We start from the raw sequence: 13,636 nt of genomic DNA, 5'->3' as shown, positions 1-13,636 counted from the left end.
CTCGTTTTCACATCCCGATCCACTGCCACGGCTATGCTCGACGGCCGACATCCCACGCCGCCAATCACTCAATCAGCATCCATGGCCAGCAAGAAGAATCTCTCCCTCGAACATTGGATCTCTTATCGATTCGGCCTGGTCGCATCTCGCACCGGAGCCGTGATGTCCTCCCGTTACGTGGCTCCCCATGACCTGACCATGCCGGCATGGCGATCGCTTGCCGTGATTGCGCGCTTCGGCCCCCTCTCTGCTGGCGAACTCGGGCAACGAACTTCGTCGGACCCGTTCCGGGTCGTGCGTGCGATCGACCTGCTGGTCAAGCGCGGGTTCATCACGCGCAACCCCGATCCATCCGACAGACGGCGTGCCCGCCTGGAGCTGACGAGCACCGGTCGTTCGGTCTACGAGGAAATCGTCCAGGGCGCCATCGCCAACGAGAAGTTCATCCGGGCAGGGCTGACGGCACAGGAGATCAAGCTGCTCGAAAGCATGCTCGACCGCATCGACGCTCAAGTCCAAGCCCTGAGCGCTGGACTCTCCGAGCCGGCCGAGGGCGACGATCTGTAGCCGGGGATTGTCTTGCGATAGGCGCCTATTACTTGCATAATGCAATTAATTGGCGCCCCCATCGAGGCGCCTGCCACTCCGCGAGGCACCCCCATGAAAGCGCAAGAGCTTCCGACTTCCCAGCCGATTCGCTTTGTCGGCAAACGCCAGCAAGGCGGAGGCTATGGCAAGCCGCCAGGGCAGTCCGACGAATTCCTCACGTTGGTCGAACCCGGCACGCCTTGCGGCGAGTTCATGCGGCGCTACTGGCATCCCGTGGGCGTTTCGTCGAAGGTCACGACAGACCCGAAACGGGTGCGCATCCTCGGCGAGAACCTGATCCTCTTCCGGGACGGTCAGGGCAAGGCAGGCCTGTTGCACGAGAACTGCGCACACCGCGGCACGTCGCTTTACTACGGCAAGGTCGAGGACCAGGGTATTCGCTGCTGCTATCACGGCTGGCTCTTTGCAGTCGACGGCGCTTGCGTCGAGCAGCCCTGCGAGCCGGGTGGCGGACAGCACCGCGACAAGTGCCGCCAACCGTGGTATCCGGTGCAGGAACGCTACGGCCTCGTGTTCGCCTACATGGGGCCGCTCGATTCGATCCCACCCCTGCCGACGTATGACGTCCTGGAAGACCTGGGCCAGGACGAGGAACTGCAGCAGGAAGACCAGAGCTTCTACATCGGCGGCGGCGTCTCGCAGGAGAACCCCGTGGCGCCCTACAGTTGGCTGCAGAACTTCGAAAACGTGATGGACCCGTTCCATGTGGTGATCCTGCATTCGCGTTTCAGCGGCGTGCAGTTCCGCGAGCAGATGGCTGCGATGCCGACGGTGGAGTGGGAACTGTGCGACCACGGCGTCATGTACCGGTCCGTTCGCCAGACCCGGGACGCACAGCTCACGCGCATCACGCAGACCCTGCTTCCCAATGTGCGCATCGTTCCTTCGATCGAACTGGCGCCGGGCCAAGGCCGGGAGGTCGCTTGGCTGGTCCCGGTGGACAGCCATCACCATCGCACGTTCGGCGTGGCACGCGTCCCGAAGAACGAGGAGCCGCTCTATTCGCGACGCTCCCGCATGGCCGTCTTCGAAGGCAAGACCTGGTCGGAAATGACCGAGGACGAGCACAAGCGCTTTCCTGGCGATTACGAGGCGCAGTCCACCCAGGGCAGCATTCCCGCGCACAGCGACGAGCACCTTGCCACCAGCGACAAGGGCGTGGTGATGCTGCGCCGCCTGCTCGCGCGCCAGATTCGCGTCGTGCTGGAGGGCGGCGACCCTGAGGGCACGGGTCAGGATGCATCGCAGGTTTCAGTCAAGGCAGGGAACTTCTTCGAATGACCGAGCCGATCCTGTTCGACGTGCGGGTCGTCGCGCTGCGCGAAGAAGCGCCCGGCGTGGTTTCCTGCGAGTTGCGCGTGGCCTCGGGAGAATTGCCGCCGTGCCCGCCGGGCGCGCACGTGGACGTGCATCTTCCCAACGGGCTCGTGCGCCAGTATTCGGTGGTTCAGGCCGGGACAGAGAGCTACCACTTCGGCATCAAGCGCGAACCCGCAAGCCGCGGCGGATCGGCTTTCATGACCGAGTCGCTGCGCATCGGGAGCACGCTGCGCATCGGCGCCCCGCGTGACAACTTTCCGCTGGTCCCTACGAGCGGGCGCGTCGTGTTGATCGCGGGTGGAATCGGCATCACCGCACTTCTTCCGATGGCGCGCAGCCTTGAATCCTCGGGGCAGGAATGGACGCTGCACTACGCGGTGAGGACACCGGAAGACGCTGCGTTCAAGCACGTGACGCAGGGCTTGGGCAGCAAGCTTCGCATGCACGTCGATTCGATCGAAGGTCGCCACCTTTCGATCGCGGACATCGTCGAGCAGCAGCCTGCCGGCACCCATTTCTATTGCTGTGGGCCGGCACCGATGCTCGATGCCTATCTGGCGGCCACGGCGTCGGTGCCGCGCGAACAGGTTCATCTCGAGCGCTTCGGTGCCGAGCCCACGACTGGAGGCCAGGAGTTCGCGGTGCGACTGGCTCGCAGCGGCACGACACTGCCCGTCGCCGCGAACCAGACGATCATCGATGCGCTTCTTTCCGCCGGCCTCGATGCGCCCTACTCCTGTCAGCAGGGCATCTGTGGTTCTTGCGAAGTGAAGGTGCTGGAGGGCTGCCCGGACCATCGGGACGACGTTCTGACGGCGGCAGAGAAGGCCTCCAACAAGACCATGATGCTCTGCTGCTCGCGCGCCTTTTCTCCCGAGCTGGTGATCGACCTTTAGTCCGGCCGCCGCTTGCCGTGCAAGAGAGCCCCAAGGCCATGAAGCTCCCGCTGAAAGGCTGAGGACAAGCATGGCAAACCTGCTGCTCGGCTGCATCGCCGATGACTTCACGGGCGCGACCGACCTCGCGAACAACCTCGTGCGCGCAGGCATGCGCGCGGTGCAGACCATCGGCGTGCCGTCCGCCCCGCTGGATGCGGATGTCGATGCGGTGGTGGTCGCGCTCAAGTCGCGCACCATCGCGCCGGAAGGCGCCATCGCCCAGTCGCTGGAGGCGCTGCGCTGGCTGCAGGCGCAAGGCGCCCGGCAGATCTACTTCAAGTACTGCTCGACCTTCGACAGCACGCCGCGCGGCAACATCGGCCCGGTCACCGAGGCGCTGATGGACGCGCTGGGCTGCGACTTCACCATCGCCACGCCGGCGTTTCCGGACAACAAGCGCACCGTCTTCAAGGGCTATCTCTTCGCGGGCGACGTGCTGCTGAGCGAGAGCGGCATGCAGAACCATCCGCTCACGCCGATGACCGACGCGAACCTCGTGCGCGTGTTGCAGGCGCAGTGCACGCGGCGAGTGGGCCTGATTGACCACACGGTGGTGGCACGGGGTGCCGCTTCGGTGGCCGAGCGTATCGCGCAGTTGCAATCCGATGGCGTGTCCATCGCCATCGTGGATGCAGTGTCGAACGACGACCTGGTGCGCATGGGACCGGCACTGGCGTCACTGCCGCTGCTGACCGCGGGCTCAGGTGTGGCGATCGCGCTGCCGGCCAATTTCGGCCTCGCCCCCTCTGCTGCAGCCAGCGCGCTTCCGCCGGCCGGCGGGCTTCGCGCAGTGATTTCTGGAAGCTGCTCCCTGGCCACCAACCGGCAGGTGCTGGATTTCGTGCGCCGCGGCGACGCGGCGCTGGCCGTCGACCCGCTGCGCATCGCGGCTGGCGTCGACGTCGCGGCAGAGGCGCTGACCTGGGCCGCACCGCTGCTCGACCACGGCCCGGTGCTGATCTATTCCACCGCCGAGGCCCATGCCGTGAAGTCGGTGCAGGGCCGCCTCGGCGCCCCGGAAGCCGGCGCCATGGTGGAGCGCACCATTGCCGCAATCGCGCGTGGCCTCGTCGAACGGGGTGTGCGACAACTCGTGATCGCGGGCGGCGAGACCTCGGGCGCCTGCGTTCAGGCGCTGGGCATCGACCAGTTGCAGATCGGTGCTCAGATCGACCCCGGTGTGCCCTGGTGCCATGCGCACTGCGCGGCGGCCTCCGGCAAGGGCCTGCACATCAGCCTGAAGTCGGGCAATTTTGGCGGCGACAGTTTCTTCACACATGCCTTCGCGGTGCTCGATTGAACGAGACCACGTATCGACGGACCCTTTTTCCTCGCAGCACCACCGCACAGAGTGGCAGCTCGGAACCATCAGCAGTTCTTCGAGACTCTCACCCCCTCCTCGGCATGCTTGACCTCCAATTCCATCATCATGGAAAATACTTCCATGATGATGGAAGATGCCGAGCCAGTCCCCCCTGACACCGACGCGGGCGTCAACGACCGCATTGCCCGCCGCGTTCGCGAGCTGCGCACTGCGCGCGGCTACTCCCTGGACGTGCTGGCCGCACGCAGCGGGGTGAGCCGGTCGATGATTTCGCTGATCGAGCGCGCCGCCGCGAGCCCCACTGCCGTCGTGCTCGACAAGCTGGCGACCGGCCTGGGCGTTCCGCTCGCGGGGCTCTTCGGCGGCGGCCGCGAGGACGCGCCCGTCGAGCGGCTCGTGCGCCGCGCCCGGCAGCCGATCTGGCGCGACCCGGAGTCCGGCTACATGCGGCGCAACATCTCGCCGCCGGGGTGGCCGTCGCCGCTGCATCTGGTGGAGGTGGACTTCCCGCCCGGCGCGCGCGTCGCCTACGAGATCGGCCCAAGAGAGAACGTCGTCCACCAGCAGGTCTGGATGCTCAAGGGCCGCATCGACCTGACGCTCGGCGACCAGCTCCACGAATTGCGCGAGGGCGACTGCCTCGCGATGCGGCTGGACCAGCCGCTGATCTACAGCAACCCCACGCGGCAATCGGCACGCTACATCGTGGCGCTCTGCACCGAGCCTGCGCACCCACCAGGAGCCTGAATGAACACCGCCGCATCACACGACGAAATACGCCTGATCGAATGCACCGAGGCCGAGCATGCAGAAGTCATTCTCGAGATCCTCAACGACGCCATCGTCCATTCGACCGCCCTCTACGACTACGTGCCGCGGCCGCGCGAAGCGATGGCGACCTGGTTCGCCGGCAAGCGTGCCGGCGGCTTTCCGGTCGTGGGCGCGGTCGACACCGCGGGCAACCTGCTGGGCTTCGCGAGCTGGGGGACGTTTCGTGCCTTTCCGGCCTACAAGTACACGGTCGAGCACAGCGTCTATGTGCATCGCGACCATCGCGGCCGCGGACTCGGCGAACGGCTGCTGCGCGAGTTGATCCGGCGCGCGCGCGAGGCGCAGCTTCACGTCCTCGTGGGCTGCATCGACGCGGCCAATGCGGGCAGCATCGGTCTGCACACGCGCCTGGGCTTCGTCCATTCGGGCACGATGCCGCAGGTCGGATTCAAGTTCGGCCGCTGGCTGGATGCGGCGTTCTACCAGCTCAACCTGGATACCCCGCTGGAGCCACGCGACGGCTGATGCAGCCGCTGCCGCGGTTGCTTTCGGTGACGAGCGATACCGCGATGTCCGACGAACGGCTCGCGATGCGGCGGTATGGTGGGCGGGATGTTCATCCAGCCCGAAGTCATCGCGACGCTCAAGCGTCGCATCGCCCAGGAAGGCTGGGCCATGGCGGGCGTCGGCACGGGTCGCGCGTCCGTGACCTTCGTCTACACCGTCGGCCTGCAGAAGAGCTTCGCACATCCGGACCTGATCATGTTCGGCGTCCCACCGGCCGAGGCCGAAGGCGTGATCGATGCGATCGCGCGACGCGTGAAAGCGGGCGAGCCGGCCCATGAGGACGTGATGATCGTCGGCGCCGCAGAGGTGCCCTTGATGCCCCGCCGGGCGGATGCGGAGCGGGTCGGGCTGCTCGTGCCTGCCCAGCTCGCACGCGGCCGGTACAGCTACCTGCAGTTGGTCTGGCCCGATGGGAAGGGGCTGTTTCCATGGGAACCCCACTTCGACAAGCGGAGGCTCCGCTCGCAGTCGTTTCTCTTCGACCTCGCCGATCGCGAACCGCCCATGTCCAATGCTCCAAAACCCTGATTGATTTAATTACTGATGTGAATACGATGACCTACATCAAATCCACATCAGACATGTCCACCGCGCCTACGATCGCCGACATCGCCCGCACCGCCGGGGTGGGCACGGCCACGGTCGACCGGGTGCTCAATCGCCGCCCGGGGGTGAACGCCGAGACGGTCCAGCGGGTGTTGCAGGCGGTCGAGGAACTGGGCGCGCCCCAGCAGCAGCCCGGCCGCCCGCGCAAGAGCGCCAACGCACGCTTTGCCTTCGTGCTGCCGGCGGAGGAAGCGCCCTTCTTCGAACTGGTCGAGCGGCAGATCGCCCAATCCGCCAGCGACTTCCGCCACTCGCACATCACGGAGGTCACCCACCGCCTCGACACGTCGGACCCGGCGCGCTTTGCCGAGCAGCTGGCCGAAGTGGGTGATTGCGAAGGCATGGCACTGCTTGCACCCGACCTGCCCCCCATCAAGCGCGCGGTGAACGAACTGGTTCGCGCCGGCGTGCATGTGGTCACCCTCTTCTCGGACGTGGCCGGCTCCATGCGCGAGACCTACATCGGTGCCGACAATCGCGCAGCCGGCCGCACCGCGGGGCTGCTGCTCGGACGCATGGCCGGCCAGGAAAAGCATCGCGACGTGCTCCTGCTTTCCTCGCAGGCGACGCGGCTGTCTTCCGAGATCGAACGGCGCATCGGCTTCGCCCAGGTGCTGGAGGAGCGCTTTCCCGAACTGACCCTGCTGCGCACCAGCGACCTGCCGGCCGATGAGGACGGCGCCTGCGAGGCATTGCTGCAGGTGCTGCGCGACGAAGTCGATCCGGCGCGCGTGGCGGGCATCTACAACGTGGGCGCCGGCAGTGCGGGCGTTGCACGCGCGCTCGCGCAGGCAGGCCTCGCGGCCAAGGCAGGCGTGGTGGCGCACGACTTCACCGATGCGCATGCCTGGCTGCTGGAGAACAACAGCCTGTCCTACGTCCTGCACCAGGACATCCACTACTGCGTATCGACGGCGGCGCGCGTGCTGCGCGCCCTTTGCGAGAACGTGCGCGGCGCACTCAACGTGGTGCAGCCGCGCATCGAGATCCTGACGGCCGAGAACCTTCACTAGGGAATGAAGGCGCGGCTGCCCGGTAAGTGCCCCGAACCCGAACCTTTTGGAGACCTTCATGAATCTGCTCTCGAAAAAGATGTTGCCGGGGATGGTCGCCCTGGCCGCCGTTGCCGCCCTGGGCCTCGCAAGCACTTCGGTGCGCGCGCAGGACAAGACCATCACGTTGTGCTGGGCCGCCTGGGATCCCGCCAACGCGCTGGTCGAGCTGTCGAAGGACTTCACGGCCAAGACCGGCGTGAAGATGAAGTTCGAATTCGTCCCGTGGACCAACTTCGCCGACCGCATGCTCAACGAGCTCAACTCGAAGGGCAAGCTGTGCGACCTGATCATCGGCGACAGCCAGTGGATCGGCGGTGCGGCCGAGCAGGGCCACTACGTCAAGCTCAACGACTTCTTTGCCAAGGAAGGCATCAAGATGACCGACTTCGCGCCCGCCACCGTGGTGGGCTATGCGGAGTGGCCGAAGAACACCCCGAACTACTGGGCGCTGCCCGCGATGGCCGACGCCGTGGGCTGGACCTACCGCAAGGACTGGTTCGCCAGGCCCGAGCTGCAGGCCGAATTCAGGAAGCTGCACAACCGCGACCTGGCACCGCCCAAGACCTGGGCGGAGTTCAAGCAGGTCTCCGAGTTCTTCCAGGGCAAGACCATCGACGGCAAGAAGGTCTACGGTGCCTACATCTTCACCGAGCGCGGATCCGAGGGCATCACCATGGGCGTGACCAACGTGCTCTACCCCATGGGCTTCAAGTACGAAGACCCGAAGAAGCCGTATGCGATGGACGGCTTCGTCAATTCGCCCGACGCGGTGCGCGGGCTGGAGTTCTACAAGGCGCTCTACAAGGGCAGCACGCCGCCGGGCCTGACCAACGCCTACATGAGCGAAGGGCTGGATGCCTTCAAGTCCGGCCAGGTGGCCATGATGATGAACTGGTTCGCCTTCTTCCCCGGCCTGTACAAGGACCCGAACGTGGGCGGCGACAAGATCGGCTTCTTCACCAATCCCTCGGACAAGACCAAGGGCGTGCAGCTCGGCGGACAAGGGATCTCGGTGGTGTCGTACTCGGCCAATCGCAACGAGTCCCTGCAATACATCAAGTGGTTCGCGAGCCCCGAGGTTCAGAAGAAGTGGCAGGCCATCGGCGGCTCGTCGGCGGCCAAGGCGGTATTGGACGATCCGGACTATCCGAAGAGCTCTCCCTTCGCGCAGGCCTTCCTCGACTCGATGGGCATGGTGGTGGACTTCTGGGCCGAGCCCTCGTATGCGCAGCTGCTGCTCGCCATGCAGAAGCGCGTGCATGACTACGTCGTGGCCGACAAGGGCACCGCCAAGGAGGCGCTGGACGCCCTCGTTGTGGACTGGCGCAAGGTGTTCAAGGACGACGGCAAGGCCGCCAAGTAAGCGAGCAGGCCGTGAGCGCCCTTCGCCCACCGATGATGAAAGGCCCGTCCGCGCTCGCCACCCGCGCGGCGCAAGCCACGCCGCCCGGCGTGGCGCGGCGCCTGCGCGGGCTGTCGGACAAGGCGCTCGCCTGGCTGTTCGTGGGCCCGACGATCGTGCTGCTGCTGGCCATCAACATCTTTCCGCTGATCTGGACGATCAAGCTGTCCTTCACCAACTACCGGGCCAACCGGCCCAACGCCGCCGTGGTCGATGTGGGCATCGACAACTACGTCTCGGTGCTCACCGACCCCGACATCTGGACGGCCATGCAGGCCACTGCGCACTTCCTGTTCTGGACCATTGCGCTGCAGACGCTGATCGGGTTCACGCTGGCCTACCTGATCGACCGCAAGTTCCGCGGCCACGGCTTCTGGACCACGGTGATCCTCATCCCGATGATGCTGTCGCCGGCCGTGGTCGGCAATTTCTGGGCCTTCCTCTACCAGCCGCAGACGGGGCTCTTCAACTACGCGGTGGCCTTCCTCACGGGCGTGCCGCCGTCTTCCTTCGAGATGATCGGCTCGGTGAAGCTTGCGCCCTGGGCGATCATCATCGTCGACACCTGGATGTGGACGCCCTACGTGATGCTGATCTGCCTCGCGGGCCTCCGATCCATTCCCGAGTACATCTACGAGGCCGCGGAGGTCGACCGCGCATCGCCCTGGCGGCAGTTCTGGTCGATCACGCTGCCGATGGTGCTGCCCTTCATCATGCTGGCGGTGCTGTTCCGCGGCATCGAGAACTTCAAGATGTTCGACATGGTCAACCTGCTCACCTCGGGCGGGCCGGGCTCGGCCACCGAGCTGGCATCGATCACGCTCAAGCGGGAAGCCTTCGAGAAATGGCGAACGGGCTATTCGTCGGCCTTCGCCATCATCCTCTTCGTGGCGGTGTTCGGCCTGGCCAACATCTACGTGAAGGCGCTCAACCACGTGAAGAACCGTTGAGACGAGGAGCCACGCATGACAAGCCAAGGCATCAGCACCGCGCATTCGGTGGTCGAACCCGGCAGCGGCACGCGCCTGTTCGCGGGCAGCGTGGTCGTGCTTTACGCGCTGCTGACCATGATCCCCCTCGTGTGGATCATCCTCACCGGATTCAAGACACCGCCGGACTCGATCAGCTATCCGCCGAAGGTCCTGTTCACACCTTCGCCGCAGGGCTACTGCAATCTCTTCACCACGCGCTCGCGCCAGACGCCCGAGTACATCGCGGCCCTGCCGCACGCCACCGAGACCTGCGACAAGGTCGCGCGCGCGGACAACATGGTGATCGCCGGCCCGTCGAACTACGTGCCGCGCTTCATCAACTCGCTGATCATCGCCTTCGGCTCGACCGTTCTTTCAGTGGGCTTCGGCGTGATGGCGGCCTATGCGTTCTCGCGCTTCAAGGTGCCGCTGAAGGACGACCTGCTGTTCTTCATCCTGTCCACGCGCATGATGCCGCCCATCGCGGTCGCCATTCCCATCTACCTCATGTACCGCGAGCTGGGGCTCTCGGACACGCGCCTAGGCATGATCCTGCTGTACAGCGCCGTGAACGTGTCGCTGGCGGTCTGGCTGCTCAAGGGCTTCATCGACGAGATCCCGCGCGAGTACGAAGAAGCCGCCATGGTCGACGGCTACACGCGCCTGCAGGCGTTTCGCAAGGTGGTGCTGCCGCAGGCCACCACCGGCATCGTGGCCACGTCGATCTTCTGCCTGATCTTCGCGTGGAACGAATACGCGTTCGCCGTGCTGCTCACTTCCGGCGCGGCCCAGACGGCACCGCCGTTCATCCCGATCATCATCGGGGAAGGCGGACAGGACTGGCCGGCCGTCGCTGCCGGCACCACGCTGTTCCTCATTCCCATCCTGGTGTTCACCGTGCTGCTGCGCAAGCATCTGCTGCGGGGCATCACCTTCGGAGCGGTACGCAAATGAACAGGTCCCCAACCCCCGCGAACACAGCCCCTGCACCCCGCCGCTGGCCTCGCTGGCTCAGGCGCGGCCCCATGGAGATGGTGGCCTGCATCGTGATCGCCGCGGGCCTCTTCATGATGCTGCAGCCGCTGGCGATGGCGCTCTACACCTGGTCGTTCCTGACCACGCTGGCGGGCACCGCGCTGTTCATGGTCGTGTCGAAGTTCCCGGAGTAGCCCATGACCCCCGATTTCGCTTCGCTCCTGCCCCCCGAAGGGGCGCAGCCCTCCCTTGGGGCGGCCCGGCGGGAGGACTGACATGGCCGAGATCCGTGTCCACCACCTGCACAAGGCCTTCGCGGACTTCACCGCGGTCAAGGACTCCAGCTTCGCGGTGCGCGACGGCGAGTTCTTCTGCCTGCTGGGCCCTTCGGGCTGCGGCAAGACCACCACCTTGCGCATGATCGCCGGACTGGAGCTCCCCACCTCGGGCCAGATCTTCCTGGCCGACGAGGACGTGAGCTTCAGGCGGGCCTCGGAGCGCGACATCGCCTTCGTCTTCCAGATGTTCGCGCTCTACCCGCACATGAACGTGCGCCGCAACATCGCGTTCCCGCTGGTGTCGCAAGGCATGGGCAGGGCCGAGATCGCCCGCCAGGTCGAATCGGCGGCGCAGACGCTGCGCATCGGCCATCTGCTGGACAAGCCGGTGTCGCAACTCTCCAGCGGCGACCGCCAGCGGGTGGCGCTGGGACGCGCCATCGTCCGCCAACCCAAGGCCTTCCTGATGGACGAGCCGCTGGGCGCCCTGGACGCGGAGTTTCGCGAACTGATGTGCCGCGAGCTGCGCGCGCTGCACGACCGCCTGGGCGCCACCACCGTGTACGTGACGCACGACCAGATGGAAGCCATGGCCATGGCCGACGTCATCGCCGTCATGAACGAAGGCGCGGTCGAGCAACTGGGTCCGCCGCGCGAGGTGTACGAATGCCCCGCGAGCGTGTTCGTCGCCGATTTCATCGGTGCGCCGGCCATGAACTTCCTGCCTTTCGAGGCGGCCCTGGCGCGCGGCGAGGAGGCGATCCGGATCGGACCCGCACGCCTGGGCGTGCCGCAGATTCGCGAAGACGTTTCGACGCGCCCGCTGCTGGCAGGCGTGCGGCCCGAGAACGTGCGCCTTGCCGACGATTCGGACCTCAGGGCCGAAGTGCTGGGCACCGAATACCTCGGCTCGAGCACCGTGGTGACGCTGGCCACCGCGCAGGGCGCGTCCCTGCGTGCCAAGGTCGATGCCGCAACCCCTGCCCGACGCGGCGATCACGTGGGTCTCGCATTCGATGCGCGGGCGGTCTCGCTCTTTGACGCGGCCAGCGGCCGCGCGCTTCGCACCGCTCGTGACGATGCGCTGCATGCCGTGCGGCGCCAGGGAGCCCGGCATGGCTGAACTTCGACTCACCGGCGTCAGCAAGCGCTTTGCCGCCGTCCAGGCGGTGACCGACCTGCAGCTTCATGTGTCCAGCGGCGAGTTCTTCGTGTTGCTGGGACCGAGCGGCGCGGGCAAGACCACGACCCTGCGTCTGGTCGCGGGGCTGGAGCGGCCCGACGCCGGCCATGTGCATATCGCCGGCCAGGACGTGAGCGCGATGGCACCGGCCCTGCGCGACGTGGCCTTCGTGTTCCAGCAGTACTCGCTCTATCCGCATCTGAGCGTCTACGACAACCTGGCTTTTCCCCTGCGCTCGCCACTGCGCCCCACGCCGGAGGCACGGATCCGCGCGAAGGTGACGGAGGTCGCGCGGCTGCTGCGCATCGAAGACAAGCTCGGGAACCCGGCCACGCGCCTTTCTGGCGGGCAGATGCAGCGCGTGGCCATCGGCCGGGCGCTGGTGCGCGATCCGCAGCTGTACCTGATGGACGAGCCCCTGTCCTCGCTCGATGCCCGGCTGCGCAACGATTTGCGGCTGGAACTCAAGCGCATCCAGCAGGACCTGGGTGCCACCATGCTCTACGTGACGCACGACCAGACCGAGGCGATGACCATGGCCTCCCGCATCGGCGTGCTCGAAGGCGGGCGGCTGGTGCAGGTAGGCACGCCGCGCGAGGTGTACGAGAACCCCAGCACCAGCCATGTCGCGGCGCGGCTGGGATCGCCGCGGATCAACCTGTTCGCCCGCGCGCTGGTGCCCGCCGTGGCCGCACCGAACGACGCGGTGACGGTGGGCGTCCGGGCGGAGCACATGCGCATCCACCAGCACTCGGACAACGATGCACACCGCGCCGCCCGTGTGCGCCGCATCGAACGCCTGAGCGACCGCCACCTCGTGCACGTGGCGCCGGAGGGCAGCGACCAGGAATGGGTCGTCTCCGCCCGCGCAGGCGACAGCTTCGCGCCCGATGACGCGGTGCGCGTCGAGTTGCTGCAGCCCCTCTGGTTCGACGCCGGTGGCCGGCGCATCGACGCCGCCGCCTGACCCCCACAACCGGGAGACTCAATTGAAACCCGATACCCACAACCTCATCCGCTGCGCCACCCAGACGCTGATCGACCACGTGGACGAGCTCACTGCGCTCGACCAGGCCATCGGCGACGGCGACCACGGGCTGAACATGCGGCGCGGCGCGCTCGCCATCCAGGGCAAGCAGGGCGAACTGGCCGGGCAGTCGCTGAACGAAGCGCTACGCACGATGGGCATGACCTGCATGTCGACCATCGGCGGCTCCTCGGGGCCCGTGTTCGGCACCCTGCTGGTCACCCTCGGCAAGCACCTGCCCGATCCGCCGAACGCGGCGGGCCTGGCGCAGGCGCTCGATGCGGCGATCCAGGCGCTCACCCGCCTTGGCAAGGCACAGGTCGGCCAGAAGACATTGCTGGATGTGCTCGACCCGGTGCAAAAGCTCCTGGCCAAAGGCGGCGAGGAGCTCGTCAAGCGCGTGCGCACCTGTGCTTTCGACGCGGCCGAGGCCACTGCGGCGCTGGATGCCGCCAGGGGCCGCGCCTCCTTCCTCGGCGACCGGGCGCTGGGCCACGTGGACCCGGGTTCGCGTTCCACTGCATTGATCATCGGCGCGATCTGTGAAAGTCTCGATGCTCCAGCGACCGCGCAACCCTCCTCGCTTTCCGCCTGAATCGAAGACCATCCT

15 protein-coding genes are annotated in these 13,636 nt (G+C 66.4%); all 15 read left to right on the top strand.

The window, feature by feature from the left end; all coding sequences use genetic code 11:
- Positions 1-81 precede the first annotated feature (81 nt).
- The 15 genes from WKW77_RS17650 (at position 82) to dhaL (ending at position 13,621) form a co-directional block, all read left to right on the top strand.
- Positions 82-567 carry a MarR family winged helix-turn-helix transcriptional regulator gene (locus WKW77_RS17650; protein WP_340358152.1) on the top strand — a complete coding sequence of 162 codons (486 nt, stop codon included), beginning with the start codon at positions 82-84 and terminating at the stop codon, positions 565-567.
- Positions 568-660: 93 nt separating this feature from the next.
- Positions 661-1,890 (top strand): Rieske 2Fe-2S domain-containing protein, encoded by a 1,230-nt coding sequence (locus tag WKW77_RS17645; protein ID WP_340358151.1) that lies wholly within the window; start codon positions 661-663, stop codon positions 1,888-1,890.
- Positions 1,887-2,825, top strand: a complete 939-nt coding sequence (locus tag WKW77_RS17640; RefSeq protein WP_340358150.1) for a PDR/VanB family oxidoreductase — start codon at positions 1,887-1,889, stop codon at positions 2,823-2,825. Before WKW77_RS17645 ends, WKW77_RS17640 begins: the two co-directional genes overlap by 4 nt.
- Before the next feature lie 70 nt (positions 2,826-2,895).
- On the top strand, positions 2,896-4,167 hold the full coding sequence (gene otnK, locus WKW77_RS17635; protein WP_340358149.1) for a 3-oxo-tetronate kinase: 1,272 nt from the start codon (positions 2,896-2,898) through the stop codon (positions 4,165-4,167).
- A 147-nt stretch (positions 4,168-4,314) separates the two neighbouring features.
- Entirely contained in the window at positions 4,315-4,938 is a 624-nt protein-coding gene (locus tag WKW77_RS17630; RefSeq protein ID WP_422823224.1) for a helix-turn-helix domain-containing protein, read from the top strand.
- Positions 4,939-5,487 carry a GNAT family N-acetyltransferase gene (locus WKW77_RS17625; RefSeq protein WP_340358148.1) on the top strand — a complete coding sequence of 183 codons (549 nt, stop codon included), beginning with the start codon at positions 4,939-4,941 and terminating at the stop codon, positions 5,485-5,487.
- A gap of 87 nt (positions 5,488-5,574) precedes the next feature.
- Positions 5,575-6,057, top strand: coding sequence for a DUF4262 domain-containing protein (locus tag WKW77_RS17620; RefSeq protein WP_340358147.1), 483 nt, complete (start codon positions 5,575-5,577; stop codon positions 6,055-6,057).
- Between the two features lie 26 nt (positions 6,058-6,083).
- Positions 6,084-7,148: a LacI family DNA-binding transcriptional regulator gene (locus WKW77_RS17615; protein WP_340358146.1), complete on the top strand. Its 1,065-nt coding sequence runs from the start codon at positions 6,084-6,086 to the stop codon at positions 7,146-7,148.
- A gap of 58 nt (positions 7,149-7,206) precedes the next feature.
- Positions 7,207-8,553 carry an ABC transporter substrate-binding protein gene (locus WKW77_RS17610; protein WP_340358145.1) on the top strand — a complete coding sequence of 449 codons (1,347 nt, stop codon included), beginning with the start codon at positions 7,207-7,209 and terminating at the stop codon, positions 8,551-8,553.
- A 32-nt stretch (positions 8,554-8,585) separates the two neighbouring features.
- Positions 8,586-9,542, top strand: a complete 957-nt coding sequence (locus WKW77_RS17605; protein WP_422823223.1) for a carbohydrate ABC transporter permease — start codon at positions 8,586-8,588, stop codon at positions 9,540-9,542.
- A gap of 15 nt (positions 9,543-9,557) precedes the next feature.
- Positions 9,558-10,517: a carbohydrate ABC transporter permease gene (locus WKW77_RS17600; RefSeq protein ID WP_340358144.1), complete on the top strand. Its 960-nt coding sequence runs from the start codon at positions 9,558-9,560 to the stop codon at positions 10,515-10,517.
- A 71-nt stretch (positions 10,518-10,588) separates the two neighbouring features.
- On the top strand, positions 10,589-10,732 hold the full coding sequence (locus WKW77_RS17595; protein WP_340358143.1) for a hypothetical protein: 144 nt from the start codon (positions 10,589-10,591) through the stop codon (positions 10,730-10,732).
- 82 nt (positions 10,733-10,814) lie between these two features.
- The gene (locus WKW77_RS17590; protein WP_340358142.1) at positions 10,815-11,939 is read left to right on the top strand and encodes an ABC transporter ATP-binding protein; all 1,125 of its coding nucleotides are present in this window, start codon (positions 10,815-10,817) and stop codon (positions 11,937-11,939) included.
- Positions 11,932-12,966: an ABC transporter ATP-binding protein gene (locus WKW77_RS17585; protein ID WP_340358141.1), complete on the top strand. Its 1,035-nt coding sequence runs from the start codon at positions 11,932-11,934 to the stop codon at positions 12,964-12,966. The genes WKW77_RS17590 and WKW77_RS17585 overlap by 8 nt, the downstream gene beginning before the upstream one ends.
- 22 nt (positions 12,967-12,988) lie before the next feature.
- Positions 12,989-13,621: a dihydroxyacetone kinase subunit DhaL gene (gene dhaL, locus WKW77_RS17580; protein ID WP_340358140.1), complete on the top strand. Its 633-nt coding sequence runs from the start codon at positions 12,989-12,991 to the stop codon at positions 13,619-13,621.
- Positions 13,622-13,636: the final 15 nt, after the last annotated feature.

Source organism: Variovorax ureilyticus (assembly GCF_037889935.1).
In the GTDB taxonomy this organism is placed as follows: domain Bacteria; phylum Pseudomonadota; class Gammaproteobacteria; order Burkholderiales; family Burkholderiaceae_C; genus Variovorax; species Variovorax ureilyticus.
Note: the sequence above shows the minus strand (reverse complement) of the source record. Positions and strands in the feature narration are given on the sequence as shown.